Source organism: Helicobacter pylori HUP-B14 (genome assembly GCF_000259235.1).
In the GTDB taxonomy this organism is placed as follows: Bacteria; Campylobacterota; Campylobacteria; order Campylobacterales; family Helicobacteraceae; genus Helicobacter; species Helicobacter pylori_CU.
On sequence record NC_017733.1, the window covers coordinates 296,885 to 319,250 of the forward strand.

Genomic DNA, 22,366 nt, shown 5'->3' on the forward strand with positions numbered 1-22,366 from the left:
ATTTTATGGTTAGGTTTTTCTATGTTTAATTATGAAGAGCTGTTTCAAACTTATAAAACCCCTTTTTACCTCTATGATTTTGACAAGATCAAACAGGCTTTTTTGAATTATAAAGAAGCGTTTAAGGGGCGTAAATCTTTGATTTGCTACGCTTTAAAGGCAAATTCCAATTTGAGTATCCTCTCTTTATTGGCGCATTTAGGGAGCGGGGCGGATTGCGTTTCCATAGGCGAGATACAAAGGGCCTTAAAAGCTGGGATCAAGCCTTATAAAATCGTGTTTAGCGGGGTGGGTAAGAGCGCGTTTGAAATAGAACAAGCCCTAAAACTCAACATTTTATTTTTGAATGTGGAAAGTTTTATGGAATTAACAACGATTGAAAAAATCGCCCAGTCTTTAGGGATAAAGGCTAGGATTTCCATTCGAATCAACCCCAACATTGACGCTAAAACGCACCCCTATATTTCTACCGGTTTGAAAGAAAATAAGTTTGGCGTGGGAGAAAAAGAAGCTTTAGAAATGTTTCTTTGGGCTAAAAAAAGCGCGTTTTTAGAGCCTGTTAGCGTGCATTTTCATATCGGCTCACAGCTCTTAGATTTAGAGCCGATTATAGAAGCGAGCCAAAAGGTGGCTAAAATCGCTAAATCTTTGATCGCGCTAGGGATAGATTTGCGTTTTTTTGATGTGGGTGGAGGCATTGGCGTGAGTTATGAAAATGAGGAAACGATTAAGCTTTATGATTACGCGCAAGGGATTTTAAACGCGCTTCAAGGCTTGGATTTGACTATTATTTGTGAGCCGGGCCGATCCATCGTGGCTGAGAGTGGGGAATTGATCACGCAGGTTTTGTATGAAAAAAAGGCTCAAAACAAGCGCTTTGTAATCGTAGATGCGGGTATGAATGATTTTTTACGCCCCAGTTTGTATCATGCTAAGCATGCCATAAGGGTCATAACGCCCTCTAAGGGGCGTAAGATCTCGCCTTGCGATGTGGTAGGGCCTGTGTGTGAGAGCAGCGACACTTTTTTAAAAGATGTCCATTTGCCAGAATTAGAGCCAGGCGATAAAATAGCGATTGAGAAGGTTGGGGCTTATGGCTCTAGCATGGCCAGTCAATACAATTCGCGCCCCAAACTCCTAGAATTAGCCCTAGAAGATCACAAAATCAGAGTGATAAGAAAAAGAGAGGCTTTAGAAGATTTATGGCGGTTAGAGGAAGAAGGCTTAAAAGGGGTTTGATTAGATGCAAAAGAATTTGGATAGTCTTTTAGAAAATTTAAGGGCTGAAATTGATGCGTTGGATAATGAATTAAGCGATCTTTTAGACAAACGCTTAGAAATCGCTTTAAAAATCGCGCTTATCAAACAAGAAAGCCCCATTTATTGCCCTAAAAGAGAACAAGAAATTTTAAAACGACTCAGCCAAAGGGATTTCAAGCATTTGAATGGAGAAATTCTTACGGGTTTTTATGCAGAGGTTTTTAAGATTTCTAGAAAATTTCAAGAAAACGCCCTGAAAGAGTTAAAGAAATAAAAGAGAGTTGTTATGTTTGAAAAAATTACCCTAGCGCATAAGGACTTGTTTTCAAGGTTTTTACAAACTCAAAAAATCGTTTTATCAGATGTGAGTTTTACCAATTGCTTTTTATGGCAGCACGCAAGGCTCATTCAAGTGGCGGTGATTAGGGATTGTTTGGTGATTCAAACCACTTATGAAAATCAAAAACCCTTTTATTTCTATCCTATCGGTAAGAATGCGTTTGAATGTGTGGAAGAGCTTTTGAAATTAGAAAAAAATTTAAGATTCCACTCCCTGACTTTAGAGCAAAAAGACGATTTGAAAGACAATTTTGTAGGGGTGTTTGATTTCACTTACAACCGAGACAGGAGCGATTATGTTTATTCTATTGAAGAACTAATCGCGCTCAAAGGGAAAAAATACCATAAGAAAAAAAACCACTTAAACCAGTTTTTAACCAATTATGCGAATTTTGTTTATGAAAAAATTTCTCCTCAAAATAAAAAGGAAGTTTTAGAAGCCTCCAAAGAGTGGTTTTTAGAAAGCCAAACCGATGATATAGGGTTAATCAATGAAAATAAGGGCATTCAAAGCGTGTTAGAAAATTATGAAAGCTTGGATGTGAAAGGGGGGCTTATTAGGGTTAATGGGGAAATAGTCTCGTTTAGTTTTGGAGAAGTTTTAAACGAAGAGAGCGCGCTCATCCACATTGAAAAAGCCCGCGCAGATATTGCAGGCGCGTATCAGATCATCAACCAGCAATTGCTTTTGAATGAATTTAGCCATCTAACTTACGCTAACAGAGAAGAAGATCTAGGATTAGAGGGCTTAAGAAGGTCTAAAATGAGCTATAATCCGGTGTTCTTGATAGACAAATACGAAGCGGTTGCTAGAAATTAAATGATTTTTGGGGATTTTAAATATCAAAAAAGCGTTAAAAAACTCACCGCCACTAATCTTAATGAGCTTAAAAGCACCCTAGATTTCATCTCTCAAAATAGGGGGAATGGGTATTTTGTGGGGTATCTTTTATATGAAGCGCGCTTAGCGTTTTTAGATGAAACTTTTCAAAGCCAAACCCCTTTTTTGTATTTTGAACAATTCTTAGAAAGAAAAAAATACTCTTTAGAGCCTTTAAAAGAGCATGCGTTTTACCCTAAAATCCACAGCCCTTTAGATCAAGAAACTTATTTCAAGCAGTTTAAAGCCGTTAAAGAGCATTTAAAAAATGGCGATACCTATCAAGTGAATCTCACGATGGATTTATTTTTAGACACTAAAGCCAAACCAAAGCGCGTTTTTAAGGAAGTGATACACAACCAAAACACGCCTTTTAAGGCTTTGATAGAAAATGAGTTTGGGAGTGTTTTAAGCTTTTCGCCGGAATTGTTTTTTGAATTAGAGTTTTTGGACACAGCGATTAAGATTATTACAAAACCCATGAAAGGCACGATCACTCGCTCAAACAACCCCTTAATAGATGAAAAAAACCGATTGTTTTTGCAAAATGATGACAAAAACAGAAGCGAAAATGTGATGATTGTGGATTTATTGCGTAACGATTTGAGCCGCTTGGCCTTAAAAAATAGCGTGAAAGTCAATCAATTGTTTGAAATTATTAGCTTGCCGAGCGTGTATCAAATGATAAGCGAGATTGAAGCTAAATTGCCCCTAAAAACAAGCTTGTTTGAGATTTTTAAGGCGTTGTTCCCTTGCGGATCGGTGACCGGATGCCCTAAAATAAAAACCATGCAAATCATTGAAGATTTAGAAAAACGCCCTAGGGGGGTGTATTGCGGGGCGATAGGCATGGTTGAAGGAAAAAAAGCCCTTTTTAGCGTGCCTATCCGCACTTTAGAAAAAAGAGCGCATGAAGATTTTTTGCATTTGGGGGTAGGGAGTGGGGTAACTTATAAAAGTAAAGCCTCAAAGGAATATGAAGAGAGCTTTTTAAAATCCTTTTTTGTGATGCCTAAAATAGAATTTGAGATTATAGAGACGATGAAAGTTATCAAAAAGGATCAAAAACTAGAGATCAATAATAAAAACGCCCATAAAGAACGCTTAATGAATAGCGCCCAATATTTTAACTTCAAATACGATGACAATCTTTTAGACTTTGAATTAGAAAAAGAAGGGGTTTTAAGGGTTTTATTGAATAAAAAGGGCAAGCTCATTAAAGAATACAAAACCTTAGAGCCTTTAAAAAGCCTAGAAATCCGTTTGAGTGAAGCCCCCATTGACAAACACAATGATTTTTTATACCACAAGACCACTTACGCCCCTTTTTATCAAAAGGCTCGAGCGCTCATTAAAAAAGGCGTTATGTTTGATGAAATCTTTTATAACCAGGATTTGGAACTCACTGAGGGCGCTAGGAGCAATCTTGTTTTAGAAATCCATAACAGGCTTTTAACCCCTTATTTTAGCGCGGGCGCGTTAAACGGGACGGGTGTTGTGGGGTTGTTAAAAAAGGGTCTTGTTGGGCATGCCCCTTTGAAATTACAAGATTTGCAAAGAGCGGCTAAAATTTATTGCATTAATGCTTTATATGGCTTAGTGGAAGTGAAAATCAAATAACCATAAAGATAGAGCGCCTAAAACCTCATTTTTAGAAATAGGTTACCCAATGGAGCAAAAAAGTTAAAACTCGCCCACAATAATCATAATGATTAAAGTTTTCATATTCATTATAAATCCGTTTACACAATTATTTTATAAATTCAATAGAGGGTTTGTAGGAACTCTCATCAAAAAACAAGGAACATAATATGAGACATGGAGATATTAGTAGCAGCCCTGATACTGTGGGTGTAGCGGTAGTTAATTATAAGATGCCTAGACTCCACACTAAAGAGCAAGTGTTGGAAAATTGTCGCAATATTGCTAAGGTGATTGGTGGGGTCAAACAAGGTTTGCCCGGATTGGATCTGATTATCTTCCCCGAATACAGCACGCATGGGATTATGTATGACAGACAAGAAATGTTTGACACAGCCGCAAGCGTTCCTGGAGAAGAAACCGCGATCTTTGCTGAGGCTTGTAAGAAAAACAAGGTTTGGGGAGTGTTCTCTTTGACTGGGGAAAAACATGAGCAAGCTAAAAAAAATCCCTATAACACTTTGATTCTTGTCAATGATAAGGGTGAGATCGTGCAAAAATACCGCAAAATCTTGCCTTGGTGTCCTATTGAATGCTGGTATCCTGGGGATAAAACTTATGTGGTTGATGGGCCTAAGGGCTTGAAAGTTTCTTTGATCATTTGCGATGATGGAAACTACCCTGAAATTTGGCGCGATTGCGCGATGCGTGGGGCAGAACTCATTGTGCGCTGTCAAGGTTACATGTATCCGGCTAAGGAGCAACAAATTGCGATAGTGAAAGCTATGGCGTGGGCTAATCAATGTTATGTAGCGGTAGCGAATGCGACCGGCTTTGATGGGGTGTATTCCTATTTTGGGCATTCTAGCATTATTGGTTTTGATGGGCATACTTTGGGCGAATGCGGGGAAGAAGAAAATGGTCTTCAATACGCTCAACTTTCCGTGCAACAAATCCGTGATGCGAGAAAATACGACCAAAGCCAAAACCAACTCTTCAAACTCTTGCACAGAGGTTATAGTGGGGTTTTTGCTAGTGGCGATGGGGATAAGGGTGTGGCGGAATGCCCTTTTGAGTTCTATAAAACTTGGGTGAATGACCCCAAAAAAGCTCAAGAAAATGTAGAAAAAATCACTCGCCCAAGCGTGGGTGTGGCCGCTTGTCCTGTAGGCGATTTGCCCACGAAATAAGGGGCAAAAGGAGGGGGGCTTCATAGAAGCTTAAAAGCCATTTTGATACCTCTTTTTAGAACGCTTAAAAACCACCAAAAGACTACAAGTATTTCGTTAAAGACAGATTATTGATTTTGTTCGTGGAAGCCAGAACAGCGTTATAATTGTTAGTGAGATTGGAAAACTTGTTATAAGTTTCTGCCATATCCGTGCCGGTCGTTTCCCCACGAATGCTTTGAACTTGTGTTTTTAAAACTTCATTACGCCTGATGATGTTTTCAAACGCTTTACCATGAGCGCCGTTTTTAGCGATCATTTTTTCTATGTGATCGCTCAAGTGATCTATAAGGGTGATGCCGTTTTGAATGCCTAAATTACGCATATCGCTAGAATAAGTATCCCCTAAAGCGTCCGGGCGATAAATCCCTTTTCTTACAGAAGTGATAATATTTTCTAATTGATCAAAAAAATTCACGCTGGGCTTGTCAATAATTAAAGCGTTATTAGCGTTTAATTTAAGGCTTGGTTTGTCGCTGTGCAAGGCGTTTTGAGAAAAATCATTCGAGTCCTTATCAAAAAGCATGAACTGCATTTTGGTGTTTGAATGCATGTTGTCTTGGATAATGACTTTTCCCTCTTCATTCAAATTGACAGAAAGGTTGTCTTTAGCTTGTTTTAACAATCCAATAAATCGCTCCTTGCTTTCTTTTGAAGTGGGGTTATCGCTGATTTGTTGGTAGATGGCTGGGTCAGTATTGCTGTAATTGAGCGCAATACTCATCGCATCCATGAGCTGCCTGTAAGTGACTTCATTGGGTTTAGAAGCTTGAATGTTAGCGGTTGTGGGGTCATAAAGCGGGATTTTAATACCATTAGGCAAACTTAAAAAAGCCCCATTAGGATCCAAATTCATTTGCGCTTCCAAAAATAAGCCATTCACATCGTTTAACTTCATGTTAAAAACGCTATTTTCTAAACTCCCCTTAGCGGCTTCACTCAGTTTAGTAGAGCCATTAGCCGCGCCATTTTGAGCGATTTGAGCGACATTGCTTTCTAATTTTGCCCCTTCTTTATTGAAATAGGTTTTTTGGTATTCGCTCGCGTTATTAGTAGGGATACCGGCCACTTCTAGCCCTTTTTGATCTAGTGTGCTTAAGGCAAAAGAAATAGGCGATTCTTTAGAAGAATTGTCAATGATCCTCAAACGCCCGTTCGTTGCAATTTCCACATCCACTTCATTATTGAAGCGTTCTTTAATCGCGTCTTTCAAATCTTTAATCGTAGAGTTTTTCACATCTAAAAGAATGGGAATATCCAAATTAATAGGGAGATTTGGGATTTTAATAGCGCTTGTTTCGTCCAAACGGCTGGCATTGATTTTTAAAGTTTCCACCTTATCGCCAAAAATCTCGCTCAATTTGGTGTTTTTATTGGCTAAAACATTATCTTTAGTGACAAACACGCTAGGGATTTCAAGCACCTTGGGATTATACATGTTAGGCACTGCTTTAACTTGGCTCAAACTCCTATCCGTTACAAACGCGCTTTTGACATATTCAGTAACCCTTTTACCACTGGATCGTAAGGAGTCTAAATCATCAAAATCCCCATCGCTAGAAATCAAATGAAAATCCAAATTTTCACTGCCAGGCGTTAGGTTTTTGATCTCAATTTGCCCCCAATTGTTCAAACTCACATCCACGATTTTATTTTGCGAAGTGTTCCCGTAAGCATGACCGATTTTATCCAACAAATCGCTCACTTTAGTCGCGCTTTCTTGGTTTTGATAGGCTTTAGAGAGCGCGAATTTTTCTTTAAAACTAGAGCCATCAGGCCTAACGCCTTGCAAATAAAAAAACTCTTTAGGGTCATTGGTGGGATCTTTATCGTTATCGCCGATGAGTTCTCGCAAGGTATCGCTAGGTTTAATAAAAACTTCTTCAGGTAATGAAGAATGCTCTAAAGCGTCCATCACATCAGGGTGGAGCTTGTTTTGATTGAATAATTTAATGTTGGTGGTGATGAGCTTGTGTTTGTCTTTATCGGTGCCTAAAAACAAATCTTGCCCACTGATATTATAAGGCACAAGGTTATCAGAGCTAATAAGCGCGTTTAAATCTTCGCCATTGCCATGGTATTTCCCATTACTATCAATGGGAGGTCTATCCACCTTACTGCCCCCAAATAAAAATTCCCCCCCTATAGAGGTGTTAGCGACATTCATCATATGCTCTCTCAAGCGTTCTAAATCGTTAGCGATAGCGGCACGAGAAGTCTCTGAATGCACATCGTTAGCGGATTGGATGAGTTTGGTTTTAAAAGCCTCCATCGTTTTAGAAAATTCTTGCAAGGCTTTGTCGGTATTGAGCGTTGAAGTGTGAGCGTTTTGCGCCACATCAATGCCTTGATCTAAGGTGTTTTCTTCGTATTGGAATTTTAAATTCTGGTTGTTAATGTCGCTGTTTTGATAACCATAACGGATTTTTAGCCCTGAAGCGATCTGCGTGTTAGCGTCGTTGATTTTGTTTTGTAAAGCGTTTTGGTAGTGATTCATTTGGTTGTATTTTGAGCCAAAGGTAACGCGCATGATCAAATCCTTATTGGTTTTTTAATTAAACAAGCTAAAAGTATTCCAAAACAAGTTAGTAACAATTGCGAGTGGTTTGAGTGGGGCAATGCGGGTTAATAATGGTGGGTTAAATGGGGTGTTTTTGAGTAAAAAAATTCTTTTAATGTGGATTTAATCTCAATTTAAAGTTAAATTTTAGCAAATACTCACTATAATAAGCGTTTATTTTAAAAAGAGCGTTCAATTTTTAAGGAATAGAAATGTCATACGCAATATTCAAGCATGGCGGTAAGCAATATAAGGTCGTTGAAGGCGATATTGTCTTATTGGATAAAATGAATAAAGAGCCTAAGGCTTTAGTGGAATTAGTGGAAGTGTTAGCCGTATCCAAAGAGGGCAAACTCTCTTGCGGGAAACCCTTTGTGAATGGGGCTAAAATTGAAGCGGAAGTGATCAATGAAGGGCGCGGCAAAAAAGTCATCACTTTCAAAAAACGCCGCCGAAAAGACAGCAAAACCAAGCGTGGTTTTAGAAGAGATTTCACTCGCGTGAGAATCACTAAAATTGTAGCATAAAGGAGTATTAAACAATGGCACACAAGAAAGGTCAAGGGAGCACGCAGAATAACAGGGATTCTGCAGGAAGACGCTTAGGCGTGAAAAAATTTGGCTCAGAATTTGTGAGAGCAGGGAATATTATCGTGCGCCAAAGAGGCACTAAAATGCATCCTGGTAATAATGTGGGCATGGGGAAAGACCATACCTTATACGCGCTCGTAGATGGCGTTGTGAAGTTTGAGCATAAAGACAGAAACCGCAAAAAGGTTTCTGTGGTTAGTCAAAATTTTGGGGAGTAGGGTAACCTTTAAAGGTTAATTGAACTTTTGGGTGTTTGTTAAACGCCTATAAACGCCATAAAATATTTATAATTTAGATCTCTATCCTTTATAGAATTTGTTGTGGAGATTGGCTTATGAATAATGTTTTTGTTAAGGGTTTGTTTTTTTTTCTTTTGTTGTTTGGGTTCTTTTTGAAAGCCTCAGAAAGCCCAAACGCTACTCTTAATCCATCTAAAGAAAATGTTTCTGTTGAAGAGCGAAAGCGTTTTGGAGGCGTTTTAGTTTTTGCTAGAGGCGCTGATGGCTCGAGCATGGATCCGGCCTTAGTAACTGATGGCGAAAGCTATGTGGCAACGGGCAATATTTATGACACGCTCGTGCAATTCAAATACGGCACCACAGAAATTGAACCCGCCTTAGCGACAAGCTGGGAAATATCCCCAGATGGTCTTGTATATACCTTTCATTTACGCAAAGGGGTTTATTTCCACCAGACGAAGTATTGGAATAAAAAAGTGGAGTTTAGCGCTAAAGACGTGCTGTTCTCGTTTGAGCGCCAAATGGATAAGGCTAAACGATACTACAGCCCAGGGGCTAAAAGCTATAAGTATTGGGAAGGCATGGGCATGTCTCATATTATTAAGAGCATTGAAGCTTTAGATGATTACACGATTAAATTCACGCTTAATGGGCCAGAAGCTCCGTTCTTAGCGAATTTAGGCATGGATTTTTTGAGCATTTTGAGTAAGGATTACGCTGATTATTTAGAACAAAACAATAAAAAAGACGAGTTGGCTAAAAAACCTGTTGGGACAGGGCCTTTCAAATTCTTTTTGTGGAATAAAGATGAGAAAATCATTCTTTTAAAAAATCAAGATTATTGGGGGCCTAAAGCTTATTTAGACAAAGTGGTGGTGCGCACCATTCCTAATTCTTCCACTCGCGCTTTGGCGCTACGCACCGGTGAGATTATGCTAATGACCGGGCCTAACCTTAATGAAGTGGAGCAGTTAGAAAAACTTCCTAATGTCGTGGTGGATAAAAGCGCTGGGTTGTTGGCGAGTTGGCTTTCATTGAACACGCAAAAAAAGTATTTTAATAACCCTTTGGTGCGTTTGGCTATCAACCATGCGATTAATGTGGATGATTACATTAAGGTGATTTATGAAGGCTTTGCTCAAAAGATGGTCAATCCTTTCCCGCCCACTATATGGGGTTATAACTACAACATCAAACCCTATGAATACGATTTGAAAAAGGCTAAGGAATTATTGAAACAAGCGGGGTATCCTAACGGCTTTAAAACCACTATTTTTACCACTTCCACTCGTAACCCAAAAGGAGCGGTGTTTATACAAGCGAGTCTGGCTAAAATTGGCATTGATGTGAAAATTGAAGTGTATGAGTGGGGGGCTTATTTGAAAAGAACGGGTCTGGGCGAGCATGAAATGGCGTTTGCAGGCTGGATGGCAGACATTGCGGATCCGGATAATTTCTTATACACCTTATGGAGCGAGCAAGCGGCCTCAGCTATACCCACTCAAAATGGTTCCTTTTATAAGAGCGACGCCTTTTCCGATCTGCTCATAAAGGCTAAACGGGTTTCGGATCAAAAGGAGAGGGAAGCCCTTTATTTAAAGGCGCAAGAAATTATCCATAAAGATGCGCCCTATGTGCCTTTAGCTTATCCTTATTCGGTGGTGCCGCATTTGTCTAAAGTTAAGGGTTATAAGACGACTGGAGTGAATGTGAATCGCTTCTTTAAGGTGTATTTAGAAAAATGAAAGGGGTTGCATGCTGAGTTTTATCATTAAGCGTATTTTGTGGGCGATCCCCACGCTGTTTGGAGTGAGCATTATCGTGTTTATGATGGTGCATTTAGTGCCAGGAGATCCGGCGTTAGTGATTTTAGGCGAAAAGGCCAATCAAGCCGCTATTGACGCTTTAAGGGAGCAATTTGGCTTGAATAAGCCTTTGATAGAGCAGTATTTTTTCTTTATCAATAATGTGTTGCATGGCAATTTTGGCACTTCTATCATGACCGGTGAGCCTGTGATGCATGAGTTTTGGCAACGCTTCCCGGCTACGGTGGAATTGGCTTTGATCGCTTTGTTTATGGCTCTTGTTTTGGGTATTAGCGTTGGCGTGTTAGCCGCGATCAAACGCTATAGCGTGTTTGATTATTCCAGCATGACTTTCGCTTTAGCCGGGATTTCTATGCCGGTGTTTTGGCTAGGGCTTATGCTGATTTATATCTTCAGCGTGCAATTGGGGTGGTTGCCTGTTTTTGGGCGTTTGAGCGATGTGTATTATTTAGATGGCCCCACAGGTCTTTATTTGATAGACAGCCTGATCGCAAGGGATTATGGGGCGTTTGTGGATACGATCAAGCACTTGATTTTGCCTAGCATTGTGTTAGCCACGGTTTCTACCGCTGTTATTGCGAGGATGACTCGCGCGAGCATGGCAGAAGTGTCTAAAGAAGATTATGTGCGCACCGCTAAAGCTAAGGGGTGCAGCTCCTTTAGGGTGATTTTTGTGCACACTTTGCGTAACGCTTTAATCCCTGTAACGACTATCGCAGGCTTGATGTTGGCCGGGCTTTTAGGGGGGAGCATGATAACTGAAACGGTTTTCTCATGGCCTGGGATTGGTAAGTGGATCGTTAATGCGCTCAACCAGCGCGATTTCCCGATTATCCAGTCCATGTCTTTGATTATTGCCATGATGTATATTGGGGCTAATCTCTTGGTGGATATTTTATACGCTTTTATTGATCCTAGAATAAGGTTGTCATAATGGAGTCTTTTAGAGAGTTTATCCAACAATTCAAAAAAAATAAGGCGGCGGTCGTTGGGGCATGGATTGTGCTTTTGTTGGTGGTTTGCGCTGTTTTTGCGCCCCTTTTAGCCCCGCATGACCCTTATGTGCAAAACGCTCAAGATCGCCTTTTAAAGCCTATATGGGAGCATGGGGGGAATGCTAAATACCTTTTAGGCACCGATGATTTGGGGCGCGATATTTTGAGCCGCTTGATCTATGGGGCTAGGATTTCTTTAACCATAGGGATTGTTTCTATGGGGATTGCGGTCTTTTTTGGCACGATATTAGGGCTAATAGCGGGGTATTTTGGAGGGAAAACAGATGCAATTATCATGCGTATCATGGACATCATGTTCGCTTTGCCCTCTATTTTATTGATCGTGATTGTGGTTGCGGTGTTAGGACCCTCACTCACTAACGCCATGCTCGCTATTGGGTTTGTGGGGATTCCTGGATTTGCACGATTGGTGCGCAGTTCTGTGCTAGGCGAAAAAGAAAAAGAATACGTGATCGCTTCTAAAATCAATGGCTCTTCGCATCTTCGTTTAATGTGTAAGGTGATCTTCCCTAATTGCATTATCCCTTTGATCGTGCAAACGACAATGGGTTTTGCTTCCACGGTTTTAGAAGCGGCCGCGCTGAGCTTCTTAGGTCTTGGGGCCCAACCTCCCAAACCCGAATGGGGAGCGATGCTGATGAACTCCATGCAATACATCGCTACCGCTCCTTGGATGCTTGTTTTCCCTGGGGTGATGATTTTTTTAACGGTCATGAGTTTTAATCTGGTAGGCGATGGCATCATGGACGCTTTAGATCCTAAACGCGCCTCTTAAAAGGAGCTTGCATGATTTTAGAAGTTAAAGATTTAAAAACTTATTTTTTCACCGATAAGGGCGTGAATAAAGCAGTGGATGGCGTGAGTTTTGGCTTGAAAAAGTCTCAAACGCTTTGCATTGTAGGGGAGAGTGGGAGCGGGAAAAGCATCACTTCGCTTTCTATTTTAGGGCTGATTGAAAAACCCGGGAAAATTGTAGGGGGGAGCATTCAATTTTTAGGGCAAGATTTGTTGCAACTCAAAGAAAAACAGATGCAAAAAGAAATCAGAGGCAAGAAAATTGGCATGATCTTTCAAGAGCCTATGACGAGCCTAAACCCTTCCTACACGGTGGGGTTTCAAATCAATGAAGTGTTGAAAATCCACCACCCTAATCTCAATAAAAAAGAACGCTTAGAAAGGGTGGTGTATGAATTAGAGCGCGTAGGCATTCCCCATGCAGGGGATAAATACCACGAATACCCTTTCAATCTCAGTGGAGGGCAGCGCCAAAGGGTGATGATCGCTATGGCTATGGTGTGTGAGCCTGAAATCTTGATCGCTGATGAGCCGACGACAGCATTAGATGTAACCATTCAAGCACAGATTTTAGAATTGATGAAGGAATTGCAGCAAAAAAAAGGCACTTCTATTTTGTTTATCACCCACGATTTAGGCGTGGTGGCGCAGATCGCTGATGAAGTGGTGGTGATGTATAAAGGGCATGTGGTGGAGCAAGCGAGTGCCAAAGAGCTTTTTGCTGATCCAAGACACCCCTATACCAAAGCTCTTTTAAACGCCATCCCTAAACCGGGCAAAGAATACCGCAAAAAACGCTTAGAAACCGTGGATGAAACCGTGGATTATTTGAGTTTTCAAAAGGAGTTACGATGAAGCTCTTAGAAGTTAAAGAATTGAAAAAATCCTATGCGATAGACAGGGGGTTATTCAAGCCTAAAAGAGTGATTCATGCTCTCAATGGGATCAGTTTTGAAGTGGAACAAAATGAAGTTTTAAGCATTGTGGGGGAGAGCGGTTGCGGGAAAAGCACGACAGCCAAAATTTTAGCCGGGATTGAAAGGCAAGATAGCGGGGCGATTTATTTCAATGGTAAGCGCCATTTGCATTTTAGCAAACAGGATTGGTTTGATTACCGCAAAAAGGTGCAAATGATTTTTCAAGATCCTTATTCTAGCTTGAATCCTCGCTGGAAAGTGGGCGAGATCATCGCTGAACCCTTGCTTTTAAATTCTCATTTTTCAAAAAAAGAAATCAAAACAAAAGTGCTAGAGATCATGCAAAAAGTGGGCTTGAAATTAGAATGGATCGATCGTTACCCCCACCAATTTTCAGGCGGTCAAAGGCAACGAATCGGCATTGCTAGGGCGCTCATTTTGCATCCTAGCGTGGTGATTTGCGATGAGCCTGTGTCTGCGCTAGACGTGTCCATTCAAGCGCAAGTGTTGAATTTGCTCTTGGATTTGCAAAAAGAAATGGGGCTGACTTATATTTTTATCAGCCATGATTTAGGGGTGGTGGAGCATATTAGCGATAAAATCATCGTGATGAATCAAGGGCAAATCGTAGAAACGGGGGATGTGGATAGCGTGATAAGTGCTCCAAAGCACCCTTATACGCAGAAATTACTCAATGCGGTGCCGCATTTGGAAAAATCCATGCAAAGATTTGCCAAATAAAAGAAAGGGTATTAAGCTGTGTTTGTAGATAGCGTGGAAATTATCATCGCTTCGGGTAAGGGGGGGCCTGGAATGGTGAGTTTTAGGCGAGAAAAGTTTGTCATCAAAGGAGGCCCTGATGGAGGCGATGGAGGCGATGGAGGCGATGTGTATTTTGAAGTGGATAACAATACCGATACTTTAGCGAATTTTAGAGGCACTAAACACCATAAGGCTAAAAACGGGGCTCCAGGAGGCACACGAAATTGCGCGGGCAAAAAGGGCGAAGACAAGATTATTGTTGTGCCGCCAGGAACGCAAGTTTTTGTAGATGACAAGTTGTGGCTTGATTTGATCACGCCTAAAGAAAGGGTGTTAGCCTTAAAAGGAGGCAAGGGGGGGTTAGGGAATGCGCATTTTAAAAGCGCGACTAAACAACAACCCACTTACGCGCAAAAAGGCTTAGAGGGGGCTGAAAAATGCGTGCGTTTGGAATTAAAGCTCATCGCTGATATAGGGTTAGTGGGCTTCCCTAATGCGGGTAAATCCACGCTCATTTCCACCATCTCTAACGCTAAGCCTAAAATCGCTAATTATGAATTTACGACTCTAGTGCCTAATTTAGGGGTTGTGAGCGTGGATGAAAAAAGCGAATTTCTAATGGCGGATATTCCTGGCATTATTGAAGGGGCTAGTGAGGGAAAAGGCTTAGGGATTAGCTTTTTAAAGCACATTGAACGCACTAAGGTTCTAGCCTTTGTTTTAGACGCTTCCAGGCTGGATCTGGGCATTAAAGAGCAATACCGACGCTTGAGGTTGGAGTTAGAGAAATTTTCACCCACTCTGGCCAACAAGCCTTTTGGGGTGTTGCTCAATAAATGCGATGTTGTAGAAAACATTGATGAGATGACTAAGGATTTTTGCACCTTTTTAAATTTGGGAGTGCAGAAATTAAACGCATTTGATTTAGAGCCGTATTTAGGGTTTTTACACCCCAATTTAACCAGCGATTTTGAAAATAACCCTAATGAAAGATCAGCGCTCTTTGTCTTACCCCTTTCAGCAATTAGCACTCTCAACACGCATGCACTTAAATTTGTGTTGTTGAAAGCGTTACAATGAAGCCATGTTGTATTTGAAAATAGTTTAATCAAGCCAGATACACTCCACTAAATTATAGCGTGTGGGGTGGGATTATAGAGGGTGTTTCATAAGATGCACAAAGACACACGCATAGAGTATAATGGCGTGAAATTTCTGTTGTTAAAAGCGTTGCCATAAAACGCTGTTTTTTAATCAATTCAAGCAAAGGCGAGAGATGAAAAGATTTGTTTTATTCTTGTTGTTCATGTGTGTTTGCGTTTGCGTTCAAGCTTACGCTGAGCAAGATTACTTTTTTAGGGATTTTAAATCTAGAGATTTGCCCCAAAAACTCCACCTTGATAAAAAGCTCTCCCAAACAATACAGCCATGCGCGCAACTTAACGCATCAAGACACTACACTGCTACTGGGGTTAGAGATCCTGATGCCTGCACCAAGAGTTTTAAAAAATCCGCTATGGTTTCCTATGATTTAGCGCTAGGCTATTTAGTGAGCCAAAACAAACCATACGGCTTAAAAGCTATAGAGATTTTAAACGCTTGGGCTAATGAGCTTCAAAGCGTGGATACTTATCAAAGCGAGGACAATATCAATTTTTACATGCCTTATATGAACATGGCTTATTGGTTTGTCAAAAAAGAATTTCCTAGCCCAGAATATGAAGATTTCATTAGGCGGATGCGTCAGTATTCTCAATCGGCTCTTAACACTAACCATGGGGCGTGGGGGATTCTTTTTGATGTGAGCTCTGCGTTAGCGCTAGACGATCATGCCCTTTTGCACAATAGCGCTAATCGGTGGCAGGATTGGATATTTAAAGCCATAGATGAGAATGGGGTTATTGCTAGTGCGATCACTAGGAGCGATACGAGCGATTATCATGGTGGCCCTACAAAGGGCATTAAGGGGATAGCTTATACCAATTTCGCGCTTCTTGCGCTAACTATATCAGGCGAATTGCTTTTTGAGAACGGGTATGATTTGTGGGGTAGTGAGGCCGGTAAAAGGCTCTCTGTGGCGTATAACAAAGTTGCAACATGGATTTTAAACCCTGAAACTTTCCCCTATTTCCAGCCTAACCTTATTGGGGTGCATAACAACGCCTATTTCATTATTTTAGCCAAACATTATTCTAGCCCTAGCGCGGATGAGCTTTTAAAACAAGGCGATTTGCATGAAGATGGTTTCAGGCTGAAACTCCGATCGCCATGAATTGTTTTGTATTCAAGATGATAGCGATAGCCATGCGCTTTAATCTTTTGATGAATGGTTCAGAAAGTTTGTTTCGGTCAGCATTATTTACAAAAAGAGTTTAAAATAAACGCAATTGTATCTCTTGAGTCGTCTTTAGAGTGCAAATGATTATCAAAATGAATCGTTTTAGTTGTAAGCGTGCTTATTTACACTAAAATAATGATCGTTATTGATAAGACCACATTAAAGGATAATGAATGAAAAAAATGGTTTTGGTATCGGTTTTACTAGCAGGGTTTTTGCAAGCGGTGAATTTGGATTTATCTTCGGCTAAGCTAACATGGACAGCCTTTAAAACTAAGGCTAAAACACCAGTAAATGGGAGTTTTGAAAGCATCACTTATAAACTGGGTAAATCTCAAGATAGTTTGAAAACCCTTTTAGAAGGGGCAACTGCGAGCATGGATAGCTTGAAAGTCAATTTGGGCGATGAATTAAAAAATAAGAATGTTCAAGAAGCTTTTTTCGCTCTTTTTAAAAACACTAACATTAAAGTAACTTTTAGAAATGTGATAGAAGGCGATCATGCAGGTTCTCTTACGGCTTATGTGAGGATGAATGAAAAGCTGGTAAAAGTGCCTATGCAATACACGATTGCTGAGGATAAGCTCGTGGTTAAAGGGGTCTTGGATCTATTGAATTTTGGCTTGAAAAACGAATTAGCGAGCTTGGCTAAACGATGCGAGAGTTTTCATGAGGGCTTGACTTGGTCGCAAGTGGAAATCCAATTTGAAAGCATGATTAAGGGATAATGTAAAATCATGGAGTTGTTGCACAGCATTAATGATTTTAATGAAGCTAAGCAGGTGATCGCTGGGGGGGTCAATTCGCCTGTGAGGGCGTTTAAGAGCGTTAAAGGCACTCCCCCCTTTATTTTAAAAGGTAAGGGGGCGTATCTTTATGATGTGGATAACAACCATTATATAGATTTTGTGCAAAGCTGGGGGCCTTTGATTTTTGGGCATGCTGATGAAGAGATTGAAAAAAATATTATTAATGCATTAAAAAAAGGCACTTCTTTTGGCGCTCCCACAGAATTAGAAACCACTTTAGCTAAGGAAATCATTTCTTGTTATGAAGGCTTAGATAAGGTGCGTTTAGTGAGTAGCGGCACGGAAGCGACCATGAGCGCGATACGACTCGCTAGAGCTTATAGCCAGAAAGACGATTTGATCAAGTTTGAAGGGTGCTACCATGGGCATAGCGACTCCTTATTGGTGAAAGCGGGTAGTGGGTGCGCTACTTTTGGATCGCCTTCTTCTTTAGGCGTGCCGAACGATTTTAGCAAACACACCCTAGTGGCTCGTTATAACGACTTGAACTCCACAGAAGAATGCTTTAAAAAAGGCAATGTGGGTTGTGTCATCATTGAACCCATTGCCGGGAATATGGGGTTAGTGCCGGCTCAAAAAGAGTTTTTACTAGGCTTAAAGGCTTTGTGTGAAAAATACCAAGCGGTGCTGATTTTAGATGAAGTGATGAGCGGGTTTAGAGCGAGTTTGAGCGGTTCGCAAGAATTTTATGGCGTCGTGCCGGATTTGGTAACCTTTGGTAAGGTGATAGGTGCGGGGCTTCCTTTGGCGTGTTTTGGAGGGCGTGCAGAAATTATGGACTTGCTTTCGCCCATTGGAAGCGTGTATCAAGCAGGCACTTTGAGCGGTAACCCCCTAGCGGTGTGCGCAGGGTTGAGTGCGCTTTATAAAATCAAAAGAGACAAAACCCTTTATACCCGCTTGAACGCTCTAGCCGTTCGTTTGACTCAAGGTTTAAAAAAGAGCGCTCAAAGCTATAATATCGCCTTACAAACGCTCAATATGGGGAGCATGTTTGGCTTTTTCTTTAACGAAAATGCGGTGCGTGATTTTGATGACGCTTTAAAAAGCGATACGGAGATGTTTGCGAAATTCCACCAAAAAATGCTTTTTAAGGGCGTGTATTTGGCATGTTCAAGCTTTGAAACCGGCTTTATTTGTGAGCCTATGACTGAAGAGATGATTGATTTTACGATCGCAAAAGCCGATGAAAGTTTTGATGAAATCATAAAGGGCGTGTGAATTTTTGAAAAAGCCAAAGTATTATAAATTCATAGAGGGGGCGAATTATTTGAGCTTAGGGCTGTCTATGGTGGTAGCGATCCTTATGGGTGTGGCTATAGGCTATGGGCTTAAAAAGCTCACTCACATTCCGTGGCTTTTTTGGCTTGGGGTTATTTGGGGCGTGTTAGCGAGCTTTCTCAATGTCTATAAAGCTTATAAAAACATGCAAAAGGATTATGAAGAATTAGCCAAAGACCCTAAATACACACAAAACAAAACAAAATAAATACCATAAAAGCCCATGTGCCAAATCCAATGCTTGCTTGTTTTGCTTTCTATCAATATAGTTAGCGCGATCATCGTTTATTTTTTCCAAGCATTTCAAGGGGTTTTGAATTTTGAGGGGGGGTTTTTGGGGTTTTTTATCGTGGCGTTGTCTTCGTATTACGGCGTTAAAAAGCGTTTGGATTTAAGGAAACAAAATTCAGGAGAAAAAGAAGAAAAGCAAAAATTTCAAAAATTCGCCCTGGGTTTGGAAATGTCTTTCAATGTGTGGCGTTTAGGGGGGTATGGGGTTTTACTAGGCATTTTAGGAGCGCTTTTATTCTTGCATCTTTTTAATGGGTTAATCTTTCTTATCGGCGTGTTTGTGAGCTCGCTCTCTAGCGCGTTATTACGATTTTTAAACAATAATGGTAAGTTTTGACACAAACTCACATGGATTTTAACCCCTTTAATTCTCTTTTAATTTCTAATCCTATACAATAAAAACAAAAATGGGAGTGGATCTTGAAAACAAAAAATCCCGCTAAAAGAATCCTAAAAACCGCCGTGATTCAAATGCAATCCAAACCCTACGCCTTAAATGAAAACCTGCAATTAGTGCTCAACCTAGCCAAAGAAGCCCACGACAAAGGCGCGAATCTCATTGTTTTACCGGAATTGTTTGATAGCGGTTATTTCGTGAATGATAAAGACGCGGATTTTGGGTTGGATTTTAAAGCGATAGAGCATAGCGAGCTAAAAAGCGAGACTTTGAGAGCGTTAAGCGATTTTGCGAAATCTAGCGATACGCATATTGTGGCATGCAGCATTGAAAAAACGAATAAAAAACTCTACGACAGCGCTTATATCATTCCACCAAAAGTCGGGATCGTTGGCAAGCATCGTAAAATCTATTTGTGGGGCGATGAAAAATCGCGCTTTAGAAGGGGCAAAAAATACGAGGTTTTTACGCTGGATTTTGGGGATTTTAGCGCGAAAGTGGGTTTGCAAATTTGCTATGAAATCGGCTTTGGCGTGGGTGCGAATTTGCTTGCGTTACAAGGAGCAGAGGTTTTAATCTATCCTAGCGCGTTTGGCAAAGCCAGGGCTTATAATTGGGATTTATTGAGCAAGGCTAGAGCGTTAGAAAATGGCTGTTTTGTGTGCGCGTGCAATCATAGTGGGGAAGAAACTAACGCTAAATTAAAACAAACGCTAGAGTTTGCCGGCGATTCAAGAATCATCGCACCCAATGGGAAAATCATCGCGCAAGCCACCAAGCTTAATGAGGTCATTATCGCTGAAATGGATTTGAACGAAGTGGCGTTGCAACGCCAAAAAATCCCTTATTTACAAGATTTTGACACCAAACTCACCAAAAAGGGGTTTGGAAAACTCACTTAAAAAGGAGCGATTATGGCAAAAGAAATTTTAGTGGCTTATGGCGTGGATATTGATGCGGTGGCTGGTTGGTTAGGGAGCTATGGTGGAGAGGATTCGCCTGATGATATTTCGCGCGGGCTTTTTGCGGGTGAAGTGGGGATCCCACGGCTTTTGAAATTGTTTAAAAAATACCATCTCCCTGCGACTTGGTTTGCACCGGGGCATTCTATTGAAACTTTTCCAGAGCAAATGAAAATGATCGTGGATGCAGGGCATGAAGTGGGTGCGCATGGGTATTCGCATGAAAACCCTATCGCTATGAGCGCCAAGCAAGAAGAAGATGTTTTGTTAAAAAGCGTTGAATTGATTAAAGATCTTACCGGCAAAGCCCCCACAGGCTATGTGGCACCGTGGTGGGAGTTTTCTAATATCACTAATGAATTGCTTTTAAAACACGGCTTCAAATACGACCACTCGCTCATGCACAATGATTTCACGCCCTATTATGTGCGCGTGGGGGATAGTTGGAGCAAGATTGATTATAGTTTGGAAGCTAAGGATTGGATGAAGCCTTTAATCCGTGGGGTGGAAACCGATCTGGTGGAAATCCCTGCGAACTGGTATTTGGACGATTTACCGCCGATGATGTTCATCAAAAAGTCCCCCAATAGTTTTGGTTTTGTAAGCCCGCATGATATAGGGCAAATGTGGATCGATCAATTTGATTGGGTTTATCGTGAGATGGATTATGCGGTGTTTAGCATGACAATCCACCCTGATGTGAGCGCCCGTCCGCAAGTGTTGCTCATGCATGAAAAAATCATTGAGCATATCAACAAGCATAAGGGCGTGCGTTGGGTAACATTCAATGAAATCGCTGATGATTTCTTAAAACGAAACCCTAGAAAAAAATAGCGATAACGCCAAAAGATTTTTGGCGTTTGATTAAAAGGTTGAAAGATGTGCGTTTTATGCGGGGAGCTTATCAGTTCTTTTCATTGGACCGATGAAAATTATGGGACCAATGGGAGCGATAGTTATGAGATTGATGAAAATTTGAGAGAGCCAAATGCGCTTATTAGCGCGAATGAAAACGCCAGAGAACGCAAAAGAGCGCGGCTCAAACGAGTGGGATTGCTCAATCAAATTTTGGCGTTTTATGGGCTAAAAATTGGTGATTGGCAAGGCACGAAATTTGTGCTGTGCGATAAAAAAGGGCAGAGCGTGATCGTGAATGATTTAGGCGATTTGTGGGGTAAGGCGCAAAAATTAGCCAAAAAAAAGATGGACGCGCTAGATTCTCATCTGTTAGCGTTTTTAAATCAAAACCCACACGCCACTCGCTGATGCCTAAAATCCCTATCACGCTCATCACCGGTTTTTTAGGTAGCGGTAAAACGAGTTTTTTAAGCGAATATTTAAACCAAACAGATCACCAAGGCGTTGCCCTTATCATCAATGAAATCGGTCAAGCCGCTTTGGATCAGCGCATCTTAAGCGTTCAATATTGCGGTGAAAAAATGCTCTATCTTAACGCAGGGTGCGTGTGTTGCAACAAACGCTTAGATTTAGTGGAGTCTCTAAAAGCCACGCTCAACAACTATGAATGGCGTGGCGAAATTTTAAAGCGCATCATCATTGAAACCACCGGTTTAGCTAACCCGGCGCCGATTTTATGGACGATTTTGAGCGATGTTTTTTTAGGGGTGCATTTTGAGATCCAAAGCGTGGTGGCTTGCGTGGATGTTTTGAACGCTAAAGTACATTTAACAAACAACGAAGCTAAAGAGCAAATCGTTTTTGCTGATAGCGTTTTATTGACCAAAACGGATTTGCAAAATGACAGCGTGGCTTTAATCAAATTAAAAGAGCGGATACAATCCCTTAACCCTAGCACAGAAATTTTTGACAAGAGGGCGATAGACTATGAGAGCCTCTTTTCACGCAAAAATAGGGCGCGAAATTTCATGCCAAGAATGCCAAAAGATTCGCACTCGCAAGGCTTTGAGACTTTAAGCGTTAGTTTTGAAGGCACGATGGAATGGAGCGCGTTTGGGATTTGGCTGAGTTTGTTGTTGCATCAATACGGCACGCAGATTTTACGCATAAAGGGGATTATTGATATTGGAAGCGATCTTTTGGTGAGTATTAACGGCGTGATGCATGTCATTTACCCGCCCAAGCACATTTTAAAGGATCAAAACGGCTCTAACCTCGTTTTTATTGTGCGTCATTTAGGGTGTGAAAAAATCTTAAATTCCTTAAAGGGTTTTAAGGATTTTCTCGGCATCAAGGGTTTTGAAACCCCATAATTT

At 40.9% G+C, this 22,366-nt stretch carries 23 protein-coding genes; 22 read left to right on the forward strand and 1 reads right to left on the reverse strand.

Features of this window, described 5'->3' with window-relative positions; translation table 11 throughout:
• Positions 1–21: 21 nt before the first annotated feature.
• The 5 genes from lysA to HPB14_RS01460 all read left to right on the forward strand — a co-directional run bounded on the left by lysA (position 22) and on the right by HPB14_RS01460 (position 5,310).
• Positions 22–1,239, forward strand: a complete 1,218-nt coding sequence (lysA, locus tag HPB14_RS01440; RefSeq protein WP_000483647.1) for a diaminopimelate decarboxylase — start codon at positions 22–24, stop codon at positions 1,237–1,239.
• 4 nt (positions 1,240–1,243) lie between these two features.
• Entirely contained in the window at positions 1,244–1,534 is a 291-nt protein-coding gene (locus tag HPB14_RS01445; RefSeq protein WP_001171375.1) for a chorismate mutase, read from the forward strand.
• Positions 1,535–1,546: 12 nt separating this feature from the next.
• Positions 1,547–2,419 (forward strand): DUF2156 domain-containing protein, encoded by an 873-nt coding sequence (locus HPB14_RS01450; RefSeq protein ID WP_000461869.1) that lies wholly within the window; start codon positions 1,547–1,549, stop codon positions 2,417–2,419.
• A complete protein-coding gene (locus HPB14_RS01455; RefSeq protein WP_014658424.1) occupies positions 2,420–4,099 on the forward strand; it encodes a bifunctional chorismate-binding protein/class IV aminotransferase in 1,680 nt (559 codons plus the stop codon). It begins immediately after the preceding gene.
• 191 nt (positions 4,100–4,290) lie between these two features.
• Positions 4,291–5,310: an aliphatic amidase gene (locus HPB14_RS01460; protein WP_001215710.1), complete on the forward strand. Its 1,020-nt coding sequence runs from the start codon at positions 4,291–4,293 to the stop codon at positions 5,308–5,310.
• Between the two features lie 82 nt (positions 5,311–5,392).
• Here the strand turns inward: HPB14_RS01460 and flgL are convergent, their stop codons facing one another.
• On the reverse strand, positions 5,393–7,879 hold the full coding sequence (flgL, locus tag HPB14_RS01465; RefSeq protein ID WP_001266580.1) for a flagellar hook-associated protein FlgL: 2,487 nt from the start codon (positions 7,877–7,879) through the stop codon (positions 5,393–5,395).
• A 242-nt stretch (positions 7,880–8,121) separates the two neighbouring features.
• Between flgL and rplU the strand changes: the two genes are divergently transcribed.
• The 17 genes from rplU to HPB14_RS01550 all read left to right on the forward strand — a co-directional run bounded on the left by rplU (position 8,122) and on the right by HPB14_RS01550 (position 22,363).
• On the forward strand, positions 8,122–8,436 hold the full coding sequence (gene rplU, locus HPB14_RS01470) for a 50S ribosomal protein L21 (RefSeq protein WP_000119326.1): 315 nt from the start codon (positions 8,122–8,124) through the stop codon (positions 8,434–8,436).
• 14 nt (positions 8,437–8,450) lie between these two features.
• The gene (rpmA, locus tag HPB14_RS01475; protein WP_000940620.1) at positions 8,451–8,717 is read left to right on the forward strand and encodes a 50S ribosomal protein L27; all 267 of its coding nucleotides are present in this window, start codon (positions 8,451–8,453) and stop codon (positions 8,715–8,717) included.
• A gap of 116 nt (positions 8,718–8,833) precedes the next feature.
• Positions 8,834–10,483 (forward strand): ABC transporter substrate-binding protein, encoded by a 1,650-nt coding sequence (locus tag HPB14_RS01480; RefSeq protein WP_001066781.1) that lies wholly within the window; start codon positions 8,834–8,836, stop codon positions 10,481–10,483.
• Positions 10,484–10,493: 10 nt separating this feature from the next.
• Positions 10,494–11,498 carry an ABC transporter permease gene (locus tag HPB14_RS01485; protein ID WP_000948002.1) on the forward strand — a complete coding sequence of 335 codons (1,005 nt, stop codon included), beginning with the start codon at positions 10,494–10,496 and terminating at the stop codon, positions 11,496–11,498.
• Complete coding sequence (locus HPB14_RS01490) at positions 11,498–12,355, forward strand: ABC transporter permease (RefSeq protein ID WP_000443383.1); 858 nt, start codon at positions 11,498–11,500, stop codon at positions 12,353–12,355. Before HPB14_RS01485 ends, HPB14_RS01490 begins: the two co-directional genes overlap by 1 nt.
• Before the next feature lie 11 nt (positions 12,356–12,366).
• Positions 12,367–13,230, forward strand: a complete 864-nt coding sequence (locus tag HPB14_RS01495; protein ID WP_000599853.1) for an ABC transporter ATP-binding protein — start codon at positions 12,367–12,369, stop codon at positions 13,228–13,230.
• The gene (locus HPB14_RS01500) at positions 13,227–14,033 is read left to right on the forward strand and encodes an ABC transporter ATP-binding protein (protein ID WP_000770531.1); all 807 of its coding nucleotides are present in this window, start codon (positions 13,227–13,229) and stop codon (positions 14,031–14,033) included. The genes HPB14_RS01495 and HPB14_RS01500 overlap by 4 nt, the downstream gene beginning before the upstream one ends.
• Before the next feature lie 18 nt (positions 14,034–14,051).
• Positions 14,052–15,134 (forward strand): GTPase ObgE, encoded by a 1,083-nt coding sequence (gene obgE, locus HPB14_RS01505; RefSeq protein ID WP_000497179.1) that lies wholly within the window; start codon positions 14,052–14,054, stop codon positions 15,132–15,134.
• Positions 15,135–15,330: 196 nt separating this feature from the next.
• Positions 15,331–16,326, forward strand: a complete 996-nt coding sequence (locus HPB14_RS01510; protein ID WP_000819948.1) for an alginate lyase family protein — start codon at positions 15,331–15,333, stop codon at positions 16,324–16,326.
• Positions 16,327–16,565: 239 nt separating this feature from the next.
• Positions 16,566–17,120, forward strand: coding sequence for a YceI family protein (locus tag HPB14_RS01515; RefSeq protein ID WP_000738973.1), 555 nt, complete (start codon positions 16,566–16,568; stop codon positions 17,118–17,120).
• Between the two features lie 9 nt (positions 17,121–17,129).
• Positions 17,130–18,422: a glutamate-1-semialdehyde 2,1-aminomutase gene (hemL, locus tag HPB14_RS01520; RefSeq protein ID WP_000421508.1), complete on the forward strand. Its 1,293-nt coding sequence runs from the start codon at positions 17,130–17,132 to the stop codon at positions 18,420–18,422.
• A 4-nt stretch (positions 18,423–18,426) separates the two neighbouring features.
• On the forward strand, positions 18,427–18,690 hold the full coding sequence (locus HPB14_RS01525; RefSeq protein WP_000743083.1) for an AtpZ/AtpI family protein: 264 nt from the start codon (positions 18,427–18,429) through the stop codon (positions 18,688–18,690).
• Positions 18,691–18,705: 15 nt separating this feature from the next.
• Complete coding sequence (locus tag HPB14_RS01530; RefSeq protein ID WP_000336521.1) at positions 18,706–19,110, forward strand: hypothetical protein; 405 nt, start codon at positions 18,706–18,708, stop codon at positions 19,108–19,110.
• 83 nt (positions 19,111–19,193) lie between these two features.
• Positions 19,194–20,072: a carbon-nitrogen hydrolase family protein gene (locus tag HPB14_RS01535; RefSeq protein ID WP_000850758.1), complete on the forward strand. Its 879-nt coding sequence runs from the start codon at positions 19,194–19,196 to the stop codon at positions 20,070–20,072.
• Between the two features lie 12 nt (positions 20,073–20,084).
• The gene (locus tag HPB14_RS01540; RefSeq protein WP_001040373.1) at positions 20,085–20,966 is read left to right on the forward strand and encodes a polysaccharide deacetylase family protein; all 882 of its coding nucleotides are present in this window, start codon (positions 20,085–20,087) and stop codon (positions 20,964–20,966) included.
• 45 nt (positions 20,967–21,011) lie between these two features.
• Positions 21,012–21,398, forward strand: a complete 387-nt coding sequence (locus HPB14_RS01545; protein WP_000337914.1) for a hypothetical protein — start codon at positions 21,012–21,014, stop codon at positions 21,396–21,398.
• Positions 21,398–22,363: a CobW family GTP-binding protein gene (locus tag HPB14_RS01550; RefSeq protein ID WP_001124373.1), complete on the forward strand. Its 966-nt coding sequence runs from the start codon at positions 21,398–21,400 to the stop codon at positions 22,361–22,363. The genes HPB14_RS01545 and HPB14_RS01550 overlap by 1 nt, the downstream gene beginning before the upstream one ends.
• Positions 22,364–22,366 lie beyond the last annotated feature (3 nt).